This window comes from Geodermatophilus sp. URMC 62 (genome assembly GCF_052931475.1).
Window position 1 is genome coordinate 5,094,338 of sequence record NZ_JBRFHY010000001.1, and the last position, 22,340, is coordinate 5,116,677.

The 22,340-nt window shown below is 77.8% G+C and carries 19 protein-coding genes and 1 rRNA gene; 3 read left to right on the forward strand and 17 right to left on the reverse strand.

What is annotated here, in order from left to right; all coding sequences use genetic code 11:
• Window position 1: 1 nt before the first annotated feature.
• Genes ACU616_RS24425 through steA form a run of 7 tightly spaced genes read right to left on the reverse strand, consistent with a single transcriptional unit; the run spans window position 2 to window position 9,893 of the window.
• Window positions 2–1,750 carry a CTP synthase gene (locus ACU616_RS24425; protein WP_446760985.1) on the reverse strand — a complete coding sequence of 583 codons (1,749 nt, stop codon included), beginning with the start codon at window positions 1,748–1,750 and terminating at the stop codon, window positions 2–4.
• A complete protein-coding gene (locus ACU616_RS24430) occupies window positions 1,728–4,121 on the reverse strand; it encodes a hypothetical protein (protein WP_446760986.1) in 2,394 nt (797 codons plus the stop codon). Before ACU616_RS24430 ends, ACU616_RS24425 begins: the two co-directional genes overlap by 23 nt.
• Window positions 4,118–5,323 carry a glycosyltransferase family 4 protein gene (locus tag ACU616_RS24435; protein WP_446760987.1) on the reverse strand — a complete coding sequence of 402 codons (1,206 nt, stop codon included), beginning with the start codon at window positions 5,321–5,323 and terminating at the stop codon, window positions 4,118–4,120. Before ACU616_RS24435 ends, ACU616_RS24430 begins: the two co-directional genes overlap by 4 nt.
• Window positions 5,316–6,947, reverse strand: coding sequence for a murein biosynthesis integral membrane protein MurJ (gene murJ, locus ACU616_RS24440; RefSeq protein WP_446760988.1), 1,632 nt, complete (start codon window positions 6,945–6,947; stop codon window positions 5,316–5,318). Before murJ ends, ACU616_RS24435 begins: the two co-directional genes overlap by 8 nt.
• A 29-nt stretch (window positions 6,948–6,976) precedes the next feature.
• Window positions 6,977–7,810: a hypothetical protein gene (locus tag ACU616_RS24445; RefSeq protein WP_446760989.1), complete on the reverse strand. Its 834-nt coding sequence runs from the start codon at window positions 7,808–7,810 to the stop codon at window positions 6,977–6,979.
• Window positions 7,807–8,760: a copper transporter gene (locus ACU616_RS24450; RefSeq protein ID WP_446760990.1), complete on the reverse strand. Its 954-nt coding sequence runs from the start codon at window positions 8,758–8,760 to the stop codon at window positions 7,807–7,809. Before ACU616_RS24450 ends, ACU616_RS24445 begins: the two co-directional genes overlap by 4 nt.
• Entirely contained in the window at window positions 8,757–9,893 is a 1,137-nt protein-coding gene (gene steA / locus ACU616_RS24455) for a putative cytokinetic ring protein SteA (RefSeq protein WP_446760991.1), read from the reverse strand. The genes ACU616_RS24450 and steA overlap by 4 nt, the downstream gene beginning before the upstream one ends.
• Before the next feature lie 215 nt (window positions 9,894–10,108).
• On the opposite strand from steA, the gene ACU616_RS24460 reads away from it, so the two are divergent.
• The gene (locus ACU616_RS24460) at window positions 10,109–10,975 is read left to right on the forward strand and encodes a TetR/AcrR family transcriptional regulator (RefSeq protein ID WP_446760992.1); all 867 of its coding nucleotides are present in this window, start codon (window positions 10,109–10,111) and stop codon (window positions 10,973–10,975) included.
• Between the two features lie 69 nt (window positions 10,976–11,044).
• On the opposite strand, the gene ACU616_RS24465 is transcribed toward ACU616_RS24460, so the two are convergent.
• The 5 genes from ACU616_RS24465 to ACU616_RS24485 form a co-directional block, all read right to left on the reverse strand.
• Window positions 11,045–11,761: a methylase gene (locus ACU616_RS24465; RefSeq protein ID WP_446760993.1), complete on the reverse strand. Its 717-nt coding sequence runs from the start codon at window positions 11,759–11,761 to the stop codon at window positions 11,045–11,047.
• Window positions 11,762–11,933: 172 nt separating this feature from the next.
• Window positions 11,934–13,826 (reverse strand): DNA repair protein RecN, encoded by a 1,893-nt coding sequence (gene recN, locus ACU616_RS24470; RefSeq protein WP_446760994.1) that lies wholly within the window; start codon window positions 13,824–13,826, stop codon window positions 11,934–11,936.
• Window positions 13,801–14,859 carry an NAD kinase gene (locus ACU616_RS24475; protein WP_446760995.1) on the reverse strand — a complete coding sequence of 353 codons (1,059 nt, stop codon included), beginning with the start codon at window positions 14,857–14,859 and terminating at the stop codon, window positions 13,801–13,803. The genes recN and ACU616_RS24475 overlap by 26 nt, the downstream gene beginning before the upstream one ends.
• A gap of 94 nt (window positions 14,860–14,953) precedes the next feature.
• Window positions 14,954–15,778, reverse strand: a complete 825-nt coding sequence (locus tag ACU616_RS24480; RefSeq protein ID WP_446760996.1) for a TlyA family RNA methyltransferase — start codon at window positions 15,776–15,778, stop codon at window positions 14,954–14,956.
• Window positions 15,778–16,062, reverse strand: a complete 285-nt coding sequence (locus tag ACU616_RS24485) for a hypothetical protein (RefSeq protein ID WP_446760997.1) — start codon at window positions 16,060–16,062, stop codon at window positions 15,778–15,780. Before ACU616_RS24485 ends, ACU616_RS24480 begins: the two co-directional genes overlap by 1 nt.
• 213 nt (window positions 16,063–16,275) lie before the next feature.
• Here ACU616_RS24485 and ACU616_RS24490 point away from each other — a divergent pair, with 213 nt between their 5' ends.
• Window positions 16,276–16,614, forward strand: a complete 339-nt coding sequence (locus ACU616_RS24490) for a sterol-binding protein (RefSeq protein WP_446760998.1) — start codon at window positions 16,276–16,278, stop codon at window positions 16,612–16,614.
• A 37-nt stretch (window positions 16,615–16,651) separates the two neighbouring features.
• On the opposite strand, the gene ACU616_RS24495 is transcribed toward ACU616_RS24490, so the two are convergent.
• Together ACU616_RS24495 and ACU616_RS24500 are read right to left on the reverse strand one after the other, a co-directional pair.
• Entirely contained in the window at window positions 16,652–17,785 is a 1,134-nt protein-coding gene (locus ACU616_RS24495) for an HAD-IIA family hydrolase (RefSeq protein WP_446760999.1), read from the reverse strand.
• Window positions 17,782–18,153, reverse strand: coding sequence for a tetratricopeptide repeat protein (locus tag ACU616_RS24500; protein ID WP_446761000.1), 372 nt, complete (start codon window positions 18,151–18,153; stop codon window positions 17,782–17,784). Before ACU616_RS24500 ends, ACU616_RS24495 begins: the two co-directional genes overlap by 4 nt.
• 171 nt (window positions 18,154–18,324) lie before the next feature.
• Between ACU616_RS24500 and ACU616_RS24505 the strand changes: the two genes are divergently transcribed.
• Window positions 18,325–19,656: a DUF1015 domain-containing protein gene (locus tag ACU616_RS24505; RefSeq protein ID WP_446761001.1), complete on the forward strand. Its 1,332-nt coding sequence runs from the start codon at window positions 18,325–18,327 to the stop codon at window positions 19,654–19,656.
• Window positions 19,657–19,679: 23 nt separating this feature from the next.
• Here ACU616_RS24505 and ACU616_RS24510 read toward each other — a convergent pair whose 3' ends face one another.
• From ACU616_RS24510 to rrf, 3 genes are all read right to left on the reverse strand, one after another.
• Window positions 19,680–20,039, reverse strand: coding sequence for a single-stranded DNA-binding protein (locus ACU616_RS24510; RefSeq protein ID WP_446761002.1), 360 nt, complete (start codon window positions 20,037–20,039; stop codon window positions 19,680–19,682).
• 99 nt (window positions 20,040–20,138) lie between these two features.
• Window positions 20,139–21,116, reverse strand: coding sequence for a hypothetical protein (locus tag ACU616_RS24515; protein WP_446761003.1), 978 nt, complete (start codon window positions 21,114–21,116; stop codon window positions 20,139–20,141).
• A gap of 1,047 nt (window positions 21,117–22,163) precedes the next feature.
• Window positions 22,164–22,280, reverse strand: a 5S ribosomal RNA gene (gene rrf, locus ACU616_RS24520).
• Window positions 22,281–22,340 lie beyond the last annotated feature (60 nt).

Genomic DNA, 22,340 nt, shown 5'->3' on the forward strand with positions numbered 1-22,340 from the left:
GTCAGATGCCCACCTTCTCGGCCTCGTGCTCCACCGGCACGGGCAGCCGCGCGGACTCCTGCCGCTCGATGGCCGCGCGCACGAACGCGGCGAACAGCGGGTGGGGGCGGGTCGGGCGGCTCTTGAGCTCCGGGTGCGCCTGGGTGCCCACGAAGAACGGGTGCACCTCGCGCGGCAGCTCGGCGAACTCGACCAGCAGCCCGTCGGGTGAGGTGCCGCTGAACACCAACCCGGCCTCGGTGAGCCGGTCGCGGTAGGCGTTGGCGACCTCGTAGCGGTGCCGGTGCCGCTCGGTGATCTCCGTCGACCCGTAGGCCGCCGCGACGACCGAGCCCTTCTGCAGCGCCGCCGGGTAGCTGCCCAGCCGCATGGTGCCGCCCATGCCGCGCTCGCCGGCGATGACGTCGACCTGGGTGGCCATGGTGGCGATGACCGGGTCGGCGGTGTCGGGGTCGAACTCGGTGGAGTTGGCGCCCTCGATGCCGGCCAGGTCGCGGGCGGTCTCGATCACCATGCACTGCAGGCCCAGGCACAGCCCGAGAGTGGGGATCGCGTTGGTGCGGGCGTAGCGGATGGCGCCGAGCTTGCCCTCGATGCCGCGGACGCCGAACCCGCCGGGGACGCAGACCCCGTCGACGTCGCCGAGCGCGGCCGCCGCGCCCTCGGGGGTCTGGCACTCGTCGGAGGGCACCCAGCGGATCTGCACCCGGCTGCGGTGCGCGAAGCCGCCGGCGCGCAGAGCCTCGCTCACCGACAGGTAGGCGTCGGGCAGGTCGACGTACTTGCCGACCAGCGCGATGGTCACCGTCTGCCTCGGCCGGTGCACCCGGTCGAGCAGGTCGCCCCAGACGGTCCAGTCGACGTCGCGGAAGGGCAGCCCGAGCCGGCGGACGACGTAGGCGTCGAGGCCCTCGCGGTGCAGCACCTTGGGGATGTCGTAGATCGACGGCGCGTCGGGGCAGGAGATGACGCCCTCGGCGTCGACGTCGCACATCAGGCTGATCTTGCGCTTGAGCGGCGTGCCGATCTCCCGGTCGGCGCGGCACACCAGCGCGTCGGGCTGGATGCCGATGTTGCGGAGAGCGGCCACCGAGTGCTGGGTGGGCTTGGTCTTCAGCTCCCCCGACGGCGCGATGTAGGGCACCAGCGAGATGTGCAGGAAGAAGACGTTGTCGCGGCCGATCTCGTGGCGCACCTGCCGGGCGGCCTCGAGGAAGGGCAGCGACTCGATGTCGCCGACGGTGCCGCCGATCTCGGTGATCACCACGTCGACCGGCTCGTCGTCGACGGTGCCGGCCTCGGCCGCGGCCAGGATGCGGGCCTTGATCTCGTTGGTGATGTGCGGGATGACCTGCACGGTGTCGCCGAGGTACTCCCCGCGCCGCTCCTTGGCGATCACCTCGGAGTAGACCTGCCCGGTGGTGACGTTCGAGCGGCCGGTCAGGTCGGTGTCGAGGAACCGCTCGTAGTGGCCGATGTCGAGGTCGGTCTCGGCGCCGTCCTCGGTGACGAAGACCTCGCCGTGCTGGAACGGGTTCATCGTCCCGGGGTCGACGTTGAGGTAGGGGTCCAGCTTCTGCATGGTCACCCGCAGGCCCCGCGCGGACAGCAGCGCGCCGAGCGAGCTGGCCGTCAGGCCCTTGCCCAGGGAGGAGACGACCCCGCCGGTGACGAAGACGAACTTCGTCGGCTGGGAGTTGTGCAGGAGGCGACTCGAGGCGGACTGATCACGTGTTCCAGGTCGACCCACGGGAGACGACCGTAACACGGTGCGGGCCCTCGCCCGGGGCGTTCCCGGGGACGTCCCCGTTCCTCCCGGTGGCCCGCGGCGCCCGGGCCGCCAGTGCCACCAGCAGCGGCACCAGCAGCGCCGCGGCGGTGGCCGGCAACGCCACGCCGGAGTCGTTGACCGCCGCACCCAGCGCCAGGCTCAGGGCGGTGGCCAGCAGCCCGGCGCGCAGGACCGCGGCGTCGGCCGGGCGCAGCCCCGAGCCGCCGTCGCGCAGCAGCCCCGGCCCGCTCCAGCCGCCCCTCGGGCGGAGGCGGGGCCGGCGGACCAGCCAGACGGCGGCGAGCAGCGCCACCGGCAGCACCCACGACAGCGAGCTGCCCACGAGGATGTCGAGGTTGGCCTGCGCCTTGCGGCTGACCACGGTCCACGCCTCGCCGGTGAGCACCTGCTCGACGAAGCGGCCCAGGTGGCTGCGCTCGTCGGCGGGGCGCAGCCAGTCGAGGACGGCCAGCGTGCCCACCGCGAGCACCCCCGCGGCGAGCACCGCGCCCAGCCGGACGGCGGTCACCCGCACCCCGGTGAGCAGCATCGCCAGCAGCAGGAAGCCGGGCAGCACGGCGAGCACGCCGCCGAAGTCGCGGCCCAGCCCCGGCGCGCCGACCAGGGTGACGGTGACCAGGCCCGCGGCGAGGGCGACGGCGCCGGTGACGCGGCGCTGCCGCCGTCCGCCGTCGTCGCGGCCCCGGCCGGCACGCCGTCCCGCGGCGGTGGCGGCCGCGGCGGTGACCAGCAGCGCCCCGCCGGCGAGCAGGCCCGAGCTGAGGTTGCCGTAGCCGGTGAAGCGCCCGGCCACGATCGCGTCGTAGCCGAGCAGCCCGTTGAGCTCCAGCGTCGAGCCGGTGAGCACGTCGCCGACCAGCGTGGCCACGGTGACGCCGAGGACGGCGAGCAGCGGCCCGGTGCGGCGGCGGCGCCACGGGCCCAGGACGGACACGGCCAGCACGGCCGCGCCGGCCAGCAGCACCGACCCGGCCAGCGCCAGGCGCGGTGACCCGGCGCGCTCCCACGGCAGCAGCCCGGCGAGGTAGGTGGCCGCGGGCAGCGCGGCGGCGGCGAGGGCGGCCAGCTCCAGCACCGGCCGCAGCCGGGCGCGAGGCCGGCTGTCGCGGCGGACGCCGAGCACGAGCAGCCCGAGGGCGACGACGGCGGTGACGACGGCGACCAGGACGGCGTAGAAGAGCCCGGTGCTGCGGTGGTGGGTGACCGCGGCGGTGTTGGCGCGCTCCAGGGCGGCGACGGCCTCGGCGGTGCCCGGGTGCTCCCCGGTCACGGTCAGCGGCTGCCCGTTGACCGACGCCGGCCGCGGGAGGTCCAGGGCGCGCAGGACGGTCGGCGCGACGTCGATGAGCTGGGTGTACGGCGCCCGGCCGGTGCTGGCCGAGGTGAGCCAGCCGGGCCCGGTGAAGCCGGGACCCGAGGCCAGGCCGACGTGCAGCTGGGGGCGGCCGTCGTTGACCTCCGAGACGCCCTGCACGAGCAGCAGCGTCTCCCCCGGCAGCGCGGCCACGGCGGCGCGCAGGCGGGCGAGCTCGTCGTCGATGCCGGTCAGCGCCGCCTGCCGCGACCGGGGCTCGGTGCCGTCCTCGCTGCCCTCGCCGGGGACGCCGGCGTCGACCAGGCCGTCGAGGGAGACCAGCGTCAGCGGGCAGGGCTCGAGCAGCGCGGCCACGCCGGCCGGGTCGGCCGGCAGCGCCTCCTGCTGCGTGAGCCCGACGCCGGGCGCGGCGACGGCGACCACCGGCGCCCGGCCGACGACGGTGGCGCAGCCGACCGCCTCGCCGAGTACCGCCGGCTCGGCGCCGAAGCGGGCGGTGGCCTGGTCCTCGGCGACGGCGCGCACCGCGGTGAGCGGGTCGGCCAGCCCGACGTCGGCGAGGCGCTCCTGCAGGCCGCAGAACGACAGCTCCGGGTCGGCCGGGGGCCCGGCGGGGGCCGCCTCGGGTGCCGGCGTCGCCGCGCTCCCCCCGGGGACCTCCCCGGGCAGCGGCACGGTCGGCACCGGCACCTGGGGCGCGGCCTCGTCGGGCGCCGGGAAGCGGGCGCGGTTGCCGGCGCCCAGGGTGGCCCAGCCGTCGAGCAGGCAGGTGGTCGAGCGGGCGGCGCGCACCGACACCGCGCCCATCGGGGAGCTGCCGGCCAGCTCGGCCAGGGCGGGGGTGCGCTCGGGGTCGACGTCGCTCCACAGCAGCCCGGGCACGCCGACGACGAGGACCCGGTCGGCGCGCCAGTCCCCCGCCGCCCCCTCGGCCGCTCCGGCCCCGGGGAGCCCGGGGACGAGCAGCGCCAGGACGGCCAGCAGGAGGACGAGCAGCCGCCGGTCCCGCCTCATCGCCGGCCGCTCCCGGGTGGGCCGAGCAGCTCGCGGTAGACGGCGACCAGCTGCCGGGCGGTGGCCGCCTCGTCGGGCCAGCCGGCCGCCCGCTGCCGGCCGGCGGTGGCCAGCGCGGCGGCCCGGGAGGGGTCGGCCAGCAGCGCGGTGACCGCCGCCGCCAGCGCGGTGGCGTCCCCGGGCGGGACCAGCTCGGCGGCGTCGCCGAGCAGCTCGGGCAGCCCGCCGGCCCGGCTGGCGACCAGCGGCGTGCCGGCGCGCAGCGCCTCCTGCGCGGTGAGCGAGCGCGCCTCCCACCGCGAGGGCAGGACGACGAGGTCGGCGGCGGCGAGCAGCTCGGCGACGTCGCCGCGGCGGCCGAGCAGCGCCACCGGCAGCCGCTCGGCGGCGACGCGGGCCGACAGCCCGGCCGCCAGCGGCCCGTCCCCGGCGATCGCGACCAGCGGCGGCCGCGGCGCGGTGGCCCAGGTGGCCGCGGCGTCGAGCAGGACGTCGTAGCCCTTCTGCGGGTGCAGCCGCCCGACGGCGAGCACCAGCGGCCGCCCGTCGGCGAGCCCCAGCTCGGCGCGGACGTCGTCACGGCCGCGTCGAGCCGGGGGCAGCGCCGGCGCGGCGACCGGGGCCACCCGCACGTCACGGGCGCCGAGGCGGCGGGCGTTGGCGGCGAGGTCGCCGGAGGCGGCCAGCACGACGTCGGCGGCGCGGACGGTGGACCGCTCGGCCTGCGCGAGCACCCGGCGCAGCGGCCCCGACCGCTCGGGCAGCGCGTTGTGCAGGGTGACGACGAGCGGCCGGCGGGGTGCCCGGCGGCCGGCGGCGCGCACCGCGGCGGCGGCCACCAGCCCGGCGCGCAGGCCGTGGGCGTGCACGAGGTCGGCGCCGGCCAGCGCCCGGCGCAGGGCGATCCCGGCGCGGACGTCGGCGAGCGGGTCGAGCCCGGCGGAGATCTCCACCGGCGTGAACGCCGCGGCCGCGGAGAAGCCGAACAGGGCGTCGGTGGCAGCCGGCCCGCAGACGGTGACGGCCGCCCCGGCGCCGGCCAGGGCGGGGAGCACCGAGCGCAGGTGGGTGCCCACGCCGCCGGTGCTGGTGGCCAGCACCTCGGCGACCCGGCGCTCGACCAGCGGGGCCTGCGGGGGGGCCTGCGGGGGGGCCTGCGGGGGGGCCTGCGACGGGGCTCGGAGCGGGACCTGCTCAGCCACCGTCCACCTCCGTCCGGCCGGGTGTGCGCAGGGCGTGCACCGCCGCGGTCAGCGGGCGGCGCGCCGTCCCCATCATGACCGCCCCGACCACGACGGTCACGGCCGCCGCGGCGAGCAGGCCGCTGCCCACCGTCGCGGGCAGCGGGCCGGAGGGCACCGGGTCGGCGCCCAGGCCGCGGGCCACGAGCAGGCCGGCGGCGGCACCGAGGAGGGCGGCGAGCAGCGCCGGCAGCCCGCAGCGCGCCAGCCCGGCCAGCCCCGCGGCGCCCGCCACGCGCGCGGTCACGGCCAGCAGCGCCAGACCGGCGACGGTCACCCCGAGGCTGTGCCCCGCGGCCAGGGCCGGCGCCCGGTCGGCCGCCGGCAGCGCGGCGGTGAGGACGAGGTCGGCGGCCACGGCCAGCAGCCACCCGCCGAGCACGCACGCCGTCGGCGCCCTCCACAGCCCGCGCGCGTAGAGCGCCCGGGTGAGGACGGCGACCAGCCCGTAGCCGGCGAGCCCGGGGGCGAAGGCGAGGATGGTGTCGCGCAGCGCGGCGACGTCGGCGGTGCTGCCGCCGAGCAGGAAGACCCGCGCCATCGGCCCGGCGACGGCGGCCAGCACGGCCGCGGCCGCCAGGGTCGCGACGACGACCAGCACGGTCACCGGCGCCAGCGCCCGCCGGTAGCCGGCCTCGTCGCCGCGGTCGGCCCGCTCGGCCAGCAGCGGGTAGGCCGAGGTCGCCAGCGGCACGGCCACCGCCGCCCACGGCACGAGGAACAGCGTCAGCCCGGCGGTGTAGACCACCTGGGTGCCGTCGGGGGCGCCGCTGTTGGCCAGCCGGATGGCGACGGCGGCCACCAGCTGCTGGCCGGCCAGCGTCAGCACCCCGGCCACGGCCAGCCGGCGCACCCGCGGCGCGGCGCCGACCGGGAAGCGCAGCGCCGGCCGCAGGCCCAGCCGCAGCCGGCGCAGCGGGAACAGCAGCGAGAGCGCGAGCGCGGCGACGCCGAGCGTCGTGCCGACCCCGAGGACCAGCTCGGCCGGCGTGGAGAGGTCCGCGGCGTCGCGGGCGCCGCCGACGAGCGCGAACAGCGCGTAGGCGGCGGCCACCACGAGGCTGGACAGCAGCGGCGCGAGGGCCGGGCCGGCGAAGCGGCGGTGCGCCTGCAGGACGCCGGTGAGCACGATGCCGATGCCGTAGAGGACGACCTGCGGCGCGAAGACGAGCAGGAAGCGGGCCGCGAGCGCGACCTCGGCGTCGGTGCCCCCGCCCAGCAGCAGCCCGGCGATCGGCTCGGCGAGGACGGCGACGAGCGCGGCCAGCGGCACGAGCAGCAGGAGGGTCCAGCCCAGCAGCGCCGAGGCGGTCCGGCGCACCTGCTCCCGGTCTCCGGCGGCGATCCCCCCGGCCAGCATCGGCACCACGAGGGAGGCCAGCGCCCCGCCGGCCACCACCTCGAACACGATGTTCGGGACGGTGTTGGCGGCGGTGTAGGTGTCGCCGGTGCTGTCGGCGCCGACGGCGTTGGTGAACACCAGCGTGCGGCCGAAGCCGGCCAGCCGGGCCAGGACGGTGAGGACCGCGATCAGCGCCGCGGCGCCGGCCACCCCCTGCGTCAGCTGCCGCCGGCGCCCCGGCACCGTCCCAGTGGCCGCCGGCCCGGCCGGGGTCACGTCCGGCGGCGGCCGAGCCGGTCGAGCTCGCGCAGGACCGGGGTGGCCTCGATGACCCGGGTGAAGCTGACCCGCTCACTGGCGAGGGTCAGCGCGGTGACCGCGGCCAGCAGACCCACCCGCGCCGGCCGCCCGGGGACGGCGGCCAGCCGCAGCCCGAGCAGCGCACCGAGGGCGTTGGCGCCGGCGTCGCCGAGCATCACCTGCTCGCCGAGGTCGGCGGGCAGCACGGCCAGCGCAGCGCCCAGCGGCCCGGCGACCAGGTCGCCGGCCGGCCCGGACAGGGTGGCCGTGGCGGTCAGGACGGCGGCCTTCGCGGCGCGGCCGGGGCGCAGGTCGAGCAGGTTGACCAGGTTGGCGGTGCCGGCGACCAGCCCGGTGGTGAGGACGCTGTCGGCGAGGTCCCGGTCCTCGCGGGTGAGCAGTGCCGCGACCGCGGCCGCGGCGCCGATGCCGGCGACCTTGACCGCGCCGGCCGACACGCGCCCGGCGCGCAGCGCGCGCAGGTGCCCGGCCAGCCCCTTGTCGCGGGCCTGCTCGGGCCGGGCGCCGGCGAGGTCGTCGTAGCCGCCGACCAGGCCCGACACCGCCCCGACGACCGCGGCCGCCGTCCGGGTGCCGGCCGGTGCGCCGAGGACGGCGGCGGCGGTCGCGGCGACGGCCGTCGCCGGCCCCCCGAGCAGGCTGACCGGCCGGCCGGCGTGGTTGGTGCGCCGCCACGGGACCCCGGCCGGGCGGGCGTCGAGCGCGGCCGCCGCGGCCAGGCCGCCGCGGGCGGCGGCCGCGCCGGCGAGGACCAACAGCGCGCGCCGCCGTCTGGCCGTCGTCACGGGGTGGTGGCGGGCACCGGCGGCACCGGCTGGGTGTCCTCCGCGGTGCCGTACTTCCCGGAGGTGCCCTCGCCCTCGCGGCCCAGCGCCAGGACGGTGCTGATCTGGCCGGCGGGGCTGGTCACGTTGTCGACGGTGGACACCGCCGCGGAGACCTCGGGGTCGGCGCGGACGACGCCGACCAGCCCGGTCTCGCCGGCCGACTCGGTGTCCCCGGCCACGACGGCACCCGATCCCGCGGCGTCCAGCGCGGTGACCAGGTCGAGCACGGAGTCGGTCGCGTCGGCGGCCTCCTCGGCGTCCGGCGCGCCGGCGGTGAGCACGACGGCGAAGTCCGCCGGCGTCACGGCGGAGGAGTCCTGCACGAGGACGTCGAGGGCCGACAGCCCGGCGAGGACGGCGGAGACGGCGGCGGTGTCGGGCGCCGGGGCCGCGGGGTCGGCCGGGACCATCAGCACCTGGGCGAGCAGCGCGCCGACGAGCTGGCCGGTGTCGTCGGTCTCGGGCAGCTGCACGCCGGTCGGGCGGCCGGGGCCGGTGACGTAGCTCTGCAGACCCGGCTCGCCGGCCGCGTCGCTGTACTCGGGCTGGACGGTGATCTGCCCGCTCACCGTGCCGCCGGCCTGGGTGACGAGCGCGGTGACCTCCTCCACGGTGTCGGTGGTGACGTCCTCGGAGGCCTGCACCAGCAGCACGCTGCGGTCGGTGAGGGTGCCCTGCACCAGGGCGGGGGCGACGGCGGACTCGAAGGCGTTGCTCGAGTCGGCCTGCGTCTGCAGGTCCTGCGTCTGGTCCTCCAGGTCCCGCTTGTCCTCCTGCAGCGAGGTCACCTGCCCCTGCAGGTTGTCCAGCAGCGGCCCGGACAGCTGGGTCGCGCCGATCACCAGGCCGAGGGCGATGGCGAGGAAGACCGCGATCAGGGAGACCAGGTGGTAACGGAAGTCGATCACGAGAAGAGGTTCTCCAGCCAGAACACGAAGCTGTCCCATTGGTCGACCACCAGGTCGAAGTAGATGCGCCCGGCGGTGGTCACGGCCAGGGCGGCCACGATCGCCAGCAGCGCGGCCAGGACCAGCACGACCAGGGCGACGCCGGAGATGCGGCTGCGGTAGAGCCGGCTCACGCCCTTGGCGTCGACCAGCTTGCCACCCAGCCGCAGCCGGGTGAGGAAGGTCGAGGCCATGCCGCCGCGGCCCTTGTCGAGGAACTCCACCAGCGTGGCGTGCGTGCCGACGGCGACGATGAGCTTGGCGCCCTTCTCGTCGGCCAGCAGCATCGCGATGTCCTCGCTGGTGGCCGCCGCCGGGAAGGTGATCGCGTCCACGCCGAGGTCCTGCACCCGCTGGAGCCCGGGGGCGCGGCCGTCGGCGTAGGCGTGCACCACCACCTCGGCGCCGCCCCTGAGGACGTGGTCGCTGACCGAGTCCATGTCGCCGATGATCATGTCCGGCTGGTAGCCGGCCTCGACGAGGGCGTCCGCGCCGCCGTCGACGCCGACGAGCACCGGCCGGTAGTCGCGGATGTAGGACCGCAGCGCCTGCAGGTCCTCCTTGTAGTCGTACCCGCGGACGACGACCAGCACGTGCCGGCCCTCGATCCTCGTCTGCACGTCCGGGACGCCGACGCCGTCGAGCAGCAGCGCCCGCTCGCGCTTCATGTACTCCATCGTGTTGGTGGCGAAGGCCTCCAACTGGGTGGAGAGGCCGGCCTTGGCCTCGGTCATGGCGCTGGCCACGGTGTCGGGCGTCTGCTCCGTGCCCTCGGCGACGGCCGTGCCGTCGGCGGTGAACAGCCGGTTGCCCTCGACGCGGACGCGCGCGCCCTCCTTGAGGGCGCCGAACACGTCCTTGCCGACGCCGTCGACCAGCGGGATGCCTGCGGCGGTGAGGATCTCCGGGCCGAGGTTGGGATAGCGGCCCGAGATGCTCGGCGCGGCGTTGACCACGGCGCCGACGCCGGCGGCGACCAGGGAGTCGGCGCTGACGCGGTCGATGTCGACGTGGTCGATGACGGCGATGTCGCCGGGCCGGAGGCGCTTGGTGAGGTTCTTCGTGCGGCGGTCCAGCCGGACGGTGCCGCTCACCCCCGGCTCCGTCTCCTGGGCGCGGCTCCGTCGCAGGGTGCCGATGCGCATTGACGCATGCTCCCACGGGGGTCCGGGAGCCCTGTCCTCCGACGCGCTCCAGCGACGGCCTGGTCACGCAGGGTGTTCGACACCACGGACGGCGCGACACGCCCGCCGCACCTGCCCCACCTGTCGCGCCGGAGCACCCAGGCACGCTGTCTAGCGTCGCCGCCGTGACACGTGGGGCTCCAGCTGCCAGCGTCCCGGCGACCCCGCCCGGGGCCGCGGACGACGCGCGGACGCCCCCCACGCCGCCGGTGATGCGCGCGGTGGCCGGTGGCGCCGCCCCGGGCCCGGCAGCTGCTCCCGAACCGCCCGTCCGCGAGGAGCCGCAGGGACCGGCCGCTCCCGGCACGGCCGCCGCCGCGGAGCCGGCGCCGCCCGAGCGGGGACCACGCCGGCGCCGGGGTGCCGGGGTGCGCGAGCGGCGGCGGCTGGAGACACGCGACCGGATCGTCGAGGCGGCCGCGGAGCTGTTCGCCGAGCGCGGCTTCGACGCCGTCAGCGTCGTGGAGATCGCGCAGCGCGCCGGGGTCGTGGAGAAGACGGTGTTCAACCACTTCCCCGTCAAGGAGGGGCTGGTGCTGTCCACCGACCCGCCGATGCGGGCTGCGCTGCTCGGCGCCGTCGCCTCCCGGCCGGCCGGCGAGTCGGTCGCCGCGGCGGCCGGCGTCTTCCTCGTCTCGGCGATGGCGCAGCTGGGCGCCCCGGAGGCCGCCGAGGGCGTGGCGGCGATGGCCCGGGTGGTGCGCGGGTCGCGGACGCTGCAGGTGCGCGAACGGGAGATCCTCGGGGAGCTCACCGCGGCGCTGGCCGCACGGATCCGGCAGGAGACCGGCGCGCCGGCCGGCGCGGTGGAGCCCGAGCTGACCGCCTCGGCGGTCACCGCCCTCTACGGGCGGCTGCTGGAGCTCGCCCGCGACCGGGTGCTGGCCGGCGTCACCGGCCCGGACCTGGCCGCCGAGCTGCGGACGGCGGGCCGGCGCGGCCTGTCGCTGCTGCAGTTCGGGCTCGCGGGGTACGCCAAGCGCCGCTGGTGAAGGACCCCGCTGCCCCCACACCTCGCTCCGCTCGGCGCGGGACCCTGCAGCGGGGCCGGGCCCGGGTGCTCAGACGTCGAGCTGGAGGGCGCGCAGCAGCTGGTCGGAGCGGTCGCCGGGGATGGCCGGGTCCCGGGTGAACAGCGCGACGGCGACCATGTACTCGTCGTCGCCGGCCCACCCGCGGCCCTCGGCGACGATCCGCCGGATGTGCTCGCGCACCTTGGGCTCGCTGCTGTAGGGCCCGTAGTCCAGCCCCATGGCGAGGAAGTTGACCACCCGGTAGCCGAGGTCGGCCGCGGTCGAGACCGTGGTGAGCGGGTCGGCGTAGCTGGCCACGGCCGTGATCACGTTGTCGTAGCCGGCCTTGAGCAGCTGGACCGTGAGGTCGTTGCCGCGCTCGCCGCCCCACAGCTCGGGCATGAGGATGTCGCGGTCGGGCGCCGGGATGTAGGGCGGGTTGGCGATCGCCGTGGTCACCGGCTCGCCGCCGGCGGCGTCGGCCTGGTCGAAGAAGTCGCCGAGCTCGACGGTGTAGCGCTCGGACAGGCCGCGCCTGGCGATGTTGGCCCGGGCGCTCTCGACGGAGTCGGCACTGATGTCGAAGCTGCGGACGCGCAGGCCCGGCAGGCCCGCGACCACGTCGGCGATGGCCGAGGCGTCACCGGTGCCCAGCTCGACGACGGGCGCGGCCTCCCAGCCGAGCTGCTCGCGGTACTGCTGCAGCAGCATGCAGACGGAGAAGCCGTAGTGCGCCGACTCGTCGGCGGAGTCGAAGCAGCTCACCGGGCGGCCCCGGCGACGGCGGCCCGGACGGGCGGGCGGGACGGGTTCGGGAACGGCTTCGGCGCACGCACGGGGCTCGGCCTACCCGTCCCGGGCGGCGCCCACTCCTGCGTTCCACCATCCGGTCGTGCCCGATCGGTCGCCCGGGCCGCCGCCCGGTCCCTGCCGCCGCTCAGTCCGCCCGCGCCGCGGCGGCCACGGCCAGCAGCTCGCGGGCGTGCGCCTGGCCGGTCTCGCTGTCGGCCAGGCCGGAGAGCATGCGGGCGAGCTCGCGCACCCGGTCCTCGCCGTCGACGGCCCGTATGTCGGTGGCGGTAACCCCGGCGGCGGTGTCCGGTGACTTGTCGACGACCAGGTGCGTGTCGGCGAACGCGGCGACCTGCGCCAGGTGGGTGACGACGACGACCTGGTGCTCGCGCGCCAGCCGGGCCAGCCGCCGGCCGATCTCGCCGGCCGCCTGCCCGCCGACGCCGGCGTCGACCTCGTCGAAGACCATCACCGGCACGGGGTCGGCCCCGGCGAAGACCACCTCGATGGCCAGCATCACCCGCGAGAGCTCACCGCCGGAGGCGCCGCGGTGCACCGGCCGCGGCGGTGCGCCGGGGTGGGCGGCCATGAGCAGCGCGACCTCGTCGATGCCGTCGGGGCCGGGCTGGTCGGGGTGGCTGTCGATCGAGAAGGACACCCGCGCGCTCTTCATCGCCAGGCCCGCGAGCTCGCGTCCCACCTCGGCGGCGAAGCCGTCGGCGGCGGCGCGGCGGCCGGCCGAGACCCGGGCGCCGAGGTCGTCGACCTCGGCGCGGGCGGTGTCGCGGGCGGCCTCCAGCGCCTCGAGCGCCTCGTCGGAGACGTCGAGCTCGTCGAGCTTGCGCCGGGCGTCCTCCGCCCAGGCCAGCACGCCGGCCAGCCCCTGCCCGGGGTCGGCGTACTTGCGCACCAGCGCGGTGATCGCGGCGCGCCGGTCGAGGACCTCGGCCAGCCGGGCGGGGTCGGCGTCGAGGTCGGCGACGTACCCGGCGAGCTGCACCGACACGTCGGAGACGACGGCGACGGCGTCGGCGAGGTCGCGGGCCAGCAGCACCAGCGCGGGGTCGTCGGTGCCGGCCAGCGCCCGCTCGGCGGTGGCCAGGGCCGCGGTGGCGTCCTGCGGCAGGCCCTCGGCGCCGAGGTCGCCGGTGACGTCGCCGACCAGGGCCATCCGCGCCTCGTCGACCGCGGCCCGCAGGGCGTCGGCGTCGCCCAGGCGCCGGGCCAGCGCGTCGAGGGCGTCGTCCTCGCCGGGCTCCGGCACCAGGCCCTCGATCTCCTCCAGCCCGTGCCGCAGCACGTCGGCGGCCTGCGCGAGCTCACGGGCCTGGCCGCGGCGGCGGTCGAGGTCGGCGGCCAGCTCGCGCCAGCGGGCGTGGGCGGCGCGGTAGTCCTCGAGCAGCTGCAGGTGGGCGGCGCCGGCGTAGCGGTCGAGGGCGTGGCGCTGCTCGGCCGGGCGCGACAGCCGCAGCTGGTCGCTCTGCCCGTGCACCGCCAGGAGCCCCTCGGCCAGCTCGGAGACCACGCCGACGGGGACGCTGCGGCCGCCCAGGTGCGCCCGCGAGCGGCCCTCGGCGCTGACGGTGCGGGCGAGGATGAGGCTGCCGTCGTCGTCGGGCTCGGCGCCGGCGTCGGCGGCCCGCTCCCACACCGGCGACTCCGGTGGCAGCTCCAGGCGGCCCTCTACCCCGGCCCGGCCGGTGGCGCGCACCCGGCCGGGGTCGGCGCGGCCGCCGAAGAGCAGCGTCAGCCCGGTGACCACCATGGTCTTGCCGGCGCCGGTCTCGCCGGTGACGACGGTCAGGCCGCGGCCCAGCTCGAGGGTGACGTCGTCGATGGCGCCCAGCCCGCGGATCCGCAGCTCGGTGAGCCGGCCCCGGGCGTGCCCGTCCGCCCGGGTGCGGACAGCCGCCGCGGCGCCGTCGACGGCCACCTCGGCCGGTGCGGGGGCGACCGGGGTGCCGTCCTCCCCGGTCGGGGAGGACGCGGTGCGGCGGCCGCGGCCGCCGCGCTCACGCGTCGGGGTCCGCGGCGCCACCGCGCACCTCCCCCCGGGACGCTGTCGCGGCGTCGTCCCCACCGGGCAGCGAGACGACGTCGCGCATGAGCACGTTGCGGGAGGGCCGCAGCTCCTGGCCGGGGTCGTGCCGCCGGGCGTCGCGGAACCCGCGCACCGGCAGGCCGAACTTGGCCACCAGCCGGTCACCGAAGGTGGCCGCGTGGACCCGGGCGATGCGCACCGGCCGGGCGGCGCGGCGCACGTCGACGCGGCCGCCGTCGGGCACGTCGAGCGCACGCCGACCGTCGGCCGACACCCGGGCGCGGTTGCCGTCGGGGGGGATGGCCACCGACAGGACGGAGTCCGGGGAGGTGACCAGCGGCCGGCCGAACAGGGCGTGGGCGTTGGACGGGACCAGCAGCAGCGCCTCGACGTCGGGCCACACCACCGGTCCACCGGCGGAGAACGCGTAGGCCGTCGAGCCGGTGGGCGTGGCGAAGAGCAGGCCGTCGCAGCCGAAGCTGGTCAGGGGGCGCCCGTCGACGGCGATGACGACGTCGAGGACGCGCGAGCGCTCGGCCTTCTCCACCGATACCTCGTTGAGCGCCCAGGTGCCGCCGACGACCCCGCCGGCCGCGTCGAGGACGTCGACCTCGATCGCCAGTCGCTTCTCCACCGAGTACTCGCAGTCCTCGATGGCCGTCAGCGTCTCCTCCACGGCCTCGGGCTCGGTCTCGGCGAGGAAGCCGACCCGGCCGAGGTTGACGCCCATGAGCGCGGCGTGGCTGTAGCGGGCGAGCTCGGCGGCGCGCAGGAAGGTGCCGTCGCCGCCGAAGACCATGACGATCTCGGCGCCGCGGGCCGCCTCGGCGTCGGCGGGGACGACCTCGGCGCCCTCGATCCGCAGCTCGCTCGCCTCGTCGGCCAGCACGCGCACGGTGATGCCCGCCCGCGCGAGCCGGGCGGCGGAGCTGCGGGCCAGCTCGACGATGTCCTGCCGCCCGGTGTGCACCGCCAGCAGCACGTGGCGTCCGCCGCCGGGACGCCATCCGGCCTGACCGGCCTCGCTCATCGGTCCTCCTCGCTGCTGCTGCGCGTCGTGCCTCGCCGTCGGTCCCCAGCGTCCCCCCGTGCCGGCGTCGGCGCCGTCACGGGGCGGGTCGACCTCACCGCGCCGCTCCCCGCGGGCCGGCACCCCGCGGCCCCGCCTCGACCGCGCGCAGGACGTCGGCCTCCTGCGGCCGGCCGGCGTCACGGCGCAGCCACAGGAAGAACTCGACGTTGCCGGCCGGGCCGGGCAGCGGGCTGGCGACGACGCCGGCGGTCCCCCACCCGAGGTCGGCGGCGGCGGTGGCCACCTCCAGGACGGCGGCGGCCCGGGCGGCCGGGTCGCGGACGACACCACCGGCCCCCAGCCGCTCGCGGCCGACCTCGAACTGCGGCTTGACCATGGGCAGCAGGTCGGCGCCGTCCGTGGCGCAGGCCGTCAGCGCGGGCAGCACCAGGCGCAGGGAGATGAAGGAGAGGTCGGCGACCACGAGGTCGGCCGGCCCGTCGATCTGCTCGGGGGTCAGCGTGCGGACGTTCGTGCGCTCGAGCACCCGCACCCGCTCGTCGGTGCGCAGCGACCAGGCCAGCTCGCCGTAGCCGACGTCCACGGCCACCACCTCGCGGGCGCCGCGGTGCAGGAGCACCTCGGTGAAGCCGCCGGTGGAGGCGCCGGCGTCGAGGGCGCGGCGGCCCTCGACCGGGACGGGGAGTGCCTCCAGCGCACCGAGGAGCTTGTGCGCGCCGCGGGAGACCCAGCGCTGCTCGTCGGGGTCGGTGCGCACCACGACGGGGGTGCCGGCGTCGACAGCGGTGGCCGGCTTGGTGGCGGCCTGCCCCGAGACGGCCACCCGGCCCTCGGCGATGAGCTCGACGGCGTGCTCGCGGGAGCGGGCCAGCCCGCGGCGCACGAGCTCGGCGTCGAGCCGGCTGCGACGGGCCATCAGAGCTGGTCGATCGTGGCGAGCTCGCGCTGCAGGCGGTCGTGCTCGGCCTCGAAGACGGCCACGTGCTCGGCGACCGGGCGCTCGTCGAGCCCGGCGTAGGGGCTCCCGGCACCGGCCTCGCCACCGGCGAGCACCCCGCCCGGGTCGCCGCCCGCGACCGCCGGCCCGGGCGGCACCGCACCGGGCGGCACCGCACCGGGTCGCGGAGCGGGCGCCACCGTGCCGACGGGACCGGGCCGCGGCGGGCCCGGGACCGGACGCGGCCGGCTCGGCTCGGTCATGGCACGGACCTCTCGGACGGGGAGGGGGCGCCGGCCGCGGAACGGGCGGCACCGGGACTCCGGAGGAGGCGGCGGACTGCGCTCCCTCCGGCCCGCGAGGGTACCGGCCGGGGACGACGGTGACGGGTGCGCGGACGGGAGCGGTAGCGTTCCGCGGGCCGCTCGGCAGCGACCCGGACGGCGCCCGTCCGACCCCCGAGGAGGCCTGCCACCGTGGCGACGCTGGAGCAGTGCGTGTCCGCCCTCGAGGACGTCATGGGCACCCTCGCCGCGCAGCCGGCCGCCAGCGGTCTGGACCGCTCGCTGTCGTGCCGGCTGACCGACCTGGGCCAGGTCGTCCGCGGGCGGCTGGTGACGGGACGGGTGCACGGCCTGCGCGCCGAGCCCGACGTGGCCGGTGGGCCGAAGGCCGACATCCGCCTCACCATGACCAGTGACGACCTCGTCGCCCTCACCGAGGGACGGCTGGCGTTCGCTCCCGCGTGGGCGTCGGGCCGGGTGCGCATGGAGGCCGGGCTGCGCGACCTGCTGCGGCTGCGCTCGCTCCTCTGACCCGGCCGGCCGGCGGCGGCCACCGCGGTCGTCCCGGTCACCGCTCCCCCAGTCCCCACCCGGCCAGGGCCCGCTGAGCCTCCTCGTCCCCGGCCCGCACCTCCGCAGGAGCGCCGTCGGCGTCGCGGGTCCACGAGGCCAGGCAGAGCGCCCGCAGCCCGTCGAGCCCGTCGCCGCCGAGTCCGTCGCCGCTGCGTCCGGCCGGCCGGTCGCCGGCGTCCCCGGCCGCGCGCAGCTCCAGCGGCCCCGTGCCCTCGGCGGTCGCCAGCCAGTGGCCGCACCGCCAGCCGCCGCCGTCGCGGACGACCGGCGGGTGGACGACGAGCAGGCCGGCGGCGTCGGCGGCGAGCAGGTCGGGGCGGTGCAGCGGGCCGGCGGCCAGCAGGGTCGCCGGGTCGGTGACCCCGCTGAGGACCAGGAGGCTCGCCGCTCCCGCCCGCTGGCTGCCCTCGATGTCGGTGTCGAGCCGGTCACCGACAACGAGCGGGCGCTCCGCACCGGTGCGACGCACGCACTCGGCGTGCATCGCCGGGTCGGGCTTGCCGGTGACCAGGGGCTCGCGGCCGGTGACGTCCCGGACGACACCGACCATCGCTCCGTTGCCCGGCAGCGGCCCCCGCGGCGAGGGGATGGTCGCGTCGGCGTTCGTGGCCACGTGGCGGGCGCCGTTGCGCACGGCGACCACGGCCTCGGCCAGCTGCGCCCAGCCGACCTCCCGGCCGTAGCCCTGCACGACCGCGGCCGGGGCGTCCTCCGCGCGGTCGACGACGGTCAGACCGGCGGCGCGCAGTGCCGCGGCGACGCCGGGGCCGCCCACCGGGAGCACCCGGGCGCCCCGGCCGAGCAGGCCGGCCACGACCGAGGCCGCCGCCTGGGAACTGGTGATGACCTCGTCGGGCCCGGCGGGGACGCCGAGGGCGGTGAGGTGGTGGGCGACCTCCTCCGGGGGGCGAGCTGCGTTGTTCGTGACGAACCCCAGCCGCATGCCCGCCTCGCGGGCCGCGGCCAGCGCCGCGGGGACACCGGGCACCGCGTCCGGGCCGACGTAGACGACGCCGTCGAGGTCGAGCAGGGCGACGTCGTGGACCTGCGCGGGCGGGCGGTCGCAGCCCGCGGCCAGACCCGGACGCTCGACCGCGCCGGACCTCCCGGGGGCAGGCGCGGCGCTCACGCCGACTCCTGACGGGCGGCGCGCCGGGCCCGGACACCGCGCAGGGCCCGCGCGTAGTGACCGAGGTCGGGCCGCATCGCCACCGCCAGCGCCAGGTGCTCGGCGGCCAGTCCCAGCTCTCCGGCGCGACTGGCGGCCATGCCGAGGCCGAACTGCGCGTAGTCGTCGGTCGGGTTGACCGCGGTCAGCGCCGTGAAGCTGTCGATCGCCTCCCGGTAGCGCCCGGTGTCGTACTGGGCGCGGGCGAGGGCCTCGAGCACGCTGCGGGACCCCGGCTCGGCCTCCGCCGCCCGGCTCAGGAGGGTCGCCGCGGCCGCCGGGTCACCGTTGGCCAGCAGGTCCAGTCCCCGCTGGTACCACTCGTACACGCCGCCCCCGGGTGCCCCCTCGTCCGTGGCGCCTCCCGGTGGGGTCCCTGCTGTCGACACCGCTGCCCTCCCGCTCCTCCGGCTGCCGTGCACCGGCCGGCACCCCGGCGGTCCGGGTCCCGGACCCGGCCGGGACGACGGACCGCGACGGATGACTCCTACGATCCCGTCGTGCACGCGTCGTCGGTGGGACCCCCGCACCCCGCAGCGACGGGACTGGACGTCCGGCCCTTCCGCGCCCTGACCTACTCGCGCCACGACCCCGAGCACCTGGCCCGGGTGAGCTCGCCAGCCTACGACCTGGTGACACCCGACGGCCGCGAGCGCCTGGCCGCCGCCGACCCGCACAACATCGTCCGCCTCATCCTGCCGGGGGGCACGTCCGGTGCCGGCACCGCCGGGGCACCCGCCGGCACGGGCCCCGCGGACCGGCACGCGGACGGCCGGGCCGCCCGGGCGGCCCGGACGCTGCACGAGTGGGAGGCCGCCGGCGTCCTCGTCCGTGACGAGGTCACGGCGTCGTGGCTCTACGCGATGCAGCCGGCGCAGGGGCCGGCCACGGTCGGCTGGCTCGGCGCGGTGGCCGTCGCCGGCGGCGGCCGGTCGGTGCTGCCGCACGAGGACACCTTCCCTGCGGCCGTCGAGGGCAGGCGTGCCCTGCTGGCCGCCACGGCCACCGACCTCGAGCCGATCGTGCTGGCGCACGACCCGGAGCCGGAGGTCGCCGACCTGACCGAGGCGGCCCTGGGCGGCGTCCCGGTGATGGAGCTGACCGACACCGACGGCGTCCGTCACCGGTTGTGGCGGGTCACCGACGCGGACACGCTGCGGCGGCTGCGTGAGGCGCTCGGTCGCACGGGGGCGGTCATCGCCGACGGCCACCACCGCTTCGCTGCTGCGCAGGCGCTCCACCGGACCCACCCCGACGGGGACTGCCGGGTGCTGGCCCTGCTCACCCCCATGGGCAGCGGCGGCCTGCGGGTCGAGGCGATCCACCGGGTGGTGCCCGACCTGTCGCTCGACGACGCCGCGGTCGCCGCCGCGCGGGGCTTCACGGTCACGGAGGTCCCCCTCCCCCACGGCCCCGACGACCTCGCCGCGGCCACCGCCCGGGTGGCCCCCGTCCCCGGGGTCGGGAGCTTCCTGCTCACCGACGGACGGCGGCTGCTGTCCCTGACCGACCCCTCGCCGGAGGTGCGGTCCACGGTCCCGGCGGAGGCACCCGCCGCCTGGCGGCACCTGGACGTCGTCCTGGCCACCACCGGGCTGGTGACCGGGCTGTGGGGACGGCCGGACGACCCCGCGTCCCTGCTGGTCGCCCACGACGTGCCCGAGGCCCTCCGGCTGGCCACCGAGCGCACCGGCGTCGCCCTGCTGCTGCGCCCGCCCTCGCCGGCCGACGTCGCCGCGGTCGCCCGGGCCGGTGCCCGGATGCCGCGCAAGTCGACGCTGTTCGTGCCCAAGCCGCGCACGGGCCTGGTGCTGCGCCCGCACGGCGACTGACCACCCCCGGCCGGCGGCTGTCCTCACGCCGTCCGCACCGAGTTCCCGGCCGACGTCCGCGGCACCTTGCGGCCCCGCCGGCAGTTGACCTCGCACACCGAGACGGTGCCGCCCCCGGTGCGCCAGAACCGCCGCTGCAGAGCTCCCTCGACCTCGACCACGTCACCGGCCAGCCAGGCGGCGACCCGTCTCTGCAGCGCCCTGTCGTAGGTGATGCAGGTGAGCACGTCGACCGACTGGCCGCGGGCCCGCGGCTCGGGCCGGCGCACGATCAGGCGCCAGCTCACCAGGGTGTCCCCGCTGGGCAGGGTCTTGCACTCCGCCGGTGCCGACAGCCGCCCGCGGAGCACCACGTCGTTCCGGTCGATCACTGCCACGCTCATGACGGCAGCCTGACCGGCCTCCGGGTCCCCGAGGGGCCCCGGAGGCCGGTTGTGGACCCGGCACGGCGGTGTGGACGGTGCGGACGCTGCCGTCGGTGGTCAGTGCGTGGCGTCGTCGGCCGGCGGGTCCACCTCGCCGAGCAGCTCGGCGACCTCCCGCTCGACGTCGGCGTCGAAGTCGAGACCGCCGGCTCCGGTGACGTCGTCCGGGTCGGAGCCCTCGTCGGTACCGGCGTCCGCGCTGTCGCCCGGTGGGGCCACGGCCGGTTCCGCGGTGGATGGCGCGGCGTCCCCGGCGTCCTCGGCGTCCGAAGCGGCGTCCTCGGTGTCCGCCGTGCCCTCCACGTCCGGAGTGGGGACGGGCAGGTCCTCCTCGCCGAACGCGACGTCGTCGTCCTCCTCGGGCGAGCTGGCGGCGACCGCGTCGCACCAGGCCGGGGCCGTCGGGTCGCCGGCCGCGTCCAGCAGGTCGGCGTAGGCCGACGCGAGCCGTCGCGTGCCCTCGTCGGCGAAGTCCACGGCGGTCGGCGTCGGGCGCCCGCCGAGCGCAGCCTCGAGCACCAGGCGTGCCGCGGAGACCTCACCGAGGTCCTGCCGGGCCCCGGCCTCCACGAGCTGCAGCTCCACGCTCTCCTCGGCGCCGGGGGTGTCCGCGAGGGCCTCCCGCACGAGGCGCAGTGCGACCTCGGGGCGGCCCAGCGCCCGCTCGCAGTCGGCCAGGACCGCCCGGTACCCCTCGTCACCGCTCATCCGGCGATAGGCGCGCAGCTCCCGCGAGGCCTCCGCGTAGTCGCCGGCGTGGTACGCCGCGACCCCGACCGCCTCACGGACGACGGCGATGCGGGAAGCCCGGTCCCGGGCCGCGCGCGCGTGGGCGAGCGCCAGCTCGGGGTCCTCGTCGACCAGCGCACCGGCGGTGACGAGGTGGCGGGCCACGCGCTCGGCGTTGCGGCTCTCCAGTCCGCGCAGGGCGGCGCGCACCGCGGGATCGAGCTCCCGCGCGTCGGCCCAGTCGGGCAGGTCCGGGCCCGGCGCCACCGGCGGGGTGCGGTCCGTCGAGCCTCCGCGGTCGGACACGGGACGGCGCTCCCGCCGGTCACCGTCGCCGGCACGGTCGGGGCGTCCCGTTCCCCGGCGCTCGGGACGGGCGCCACCGGCCTCCGGACGGCGGTTCCGCCAGTCGGCAGGCTGTCCTCCCGTCCGAGCCGGCCGCTCACCCTGCGGACGACGGTCCCGCCACTCCTGCCGGGAAGGCCGCTGCTGGGCACCCTCGGTCCGCTCCCGCCGGTCCTGCCACGGTCGCTCGCCGCGCGGAGCGGCGTCCTCCCGGCGGGCGCCGGGCCGGTTCGTCGAGGAACGCTCGGCGCCCGGCCGGCGGTCTCGCCACTCCGTCGTCCGGTCCCCCGACGGACGCCGGTTGCGCCAGTCCCCGGTCGGTCGGTCCTCGCCGAGGCGCCGATCCCGCCGGCCACCGGTCTGCTCACCCGCGGGGCGCCGCTCGCGCCGGTCGTCACCGCGTCCACCTGCGGAGTAGCGATCCGGGCGGTCTCCACCGGCCCGACCTCCGCTGGAACGGCCGGCACGGGAGTCGGCGCCGGTGGGGCGGCGGTCCCGCCAGTCGCCCGTCGGCCGGTCGCCACCGGGACGCCGGTCACGCCAGTCGCCGCTCGACCCGCCCCGGGATGTCGAACGCTCCGCCTGCCCTCCCCGACCGACGGACCCCGACGGACGGCCGCCCTGGCCGTCCGTCGGGGTCCGTCCGCCACCAGCGACCCGTCGGCCCGTCGCACCGCCGTCGCGTCCGCCGCGGTCAGAGGCCCGGCCGGAGCCCTCGCCACTGCCGGGCTGGCCGTCCGCGGTGCCGCGCGCGCGGCCATCCGTCGCGCCCGTGCGTCCAGCAGCGCGTGGCCCCCGACGGTCGTCTCGGCCAGACCAGCTCTGGCCGCGGTCGTTCGCGCCGCTGGGTCGGCCGCGGCCGGTGGAGCCGCGTCGGGGAGATGTCATGTGGTCGTCAATACCTCGATGGGCAGGTCAGCACTCACTCGGAGTGCCGGGGGGTGGACTCGTGCACGCACGAAGACGGGGGCCGGAGCGCTTGGCTCCGACCCCCGTCTGGGAATGGTTGTCCGGCGGTGTCCTACTCTCCCACCCCGTCTCCAGGGCAGTACCATCGGCGCTGAGAGGCTTAGCTTCCGGGTTCGGAATGGGACCGGGCGTTTCCCTCTCGCCATGACCGCCGTAACACTGTGAACATACACCAACCCTCCGACCACACCCCCATGCGGCGGGGGTGGGGCGGGT

Coding starts and splice junctions, on each gene's coding strand:
- ACU616_RS24430 (WP_446760986.1), bottom strand. CDS start 4,121: ATGAGGCGGGACCGGCGGCTGCTCGTCCTCCTGCTGGCCGTCCTGGCG.
- ACU616_RS24475 (WP_446760995.1), bottom strand. CDS start 14,859: ATGAGCGAGGCCGGTCAGGCCGGATGGCGTCCCGGCGGCGGACGCCAC.
- ACU616_RS24480 (WP_446760996.1), bottom strand. CDS start 15,778: ATGGCCCGTCGCAGCCGGCTCGACGCCGAGCTCGTGCGCCGCGGGCTG.
- ACU616_RS24485 (WP_446760997.1), bottom strand. CDS start 16,062: ATGACCGAGCCGAGCCGGCCGCGTCCGGTCCCGGGCCCGCCGCGGCCC.
- ACU616_RS24510 (WP_446761002.1), bottom strand. CDS start 20,039: ATGAGCGTGGCAGTGATCGACCGGAACGACGTGGTGCTCCGCGGGCGG.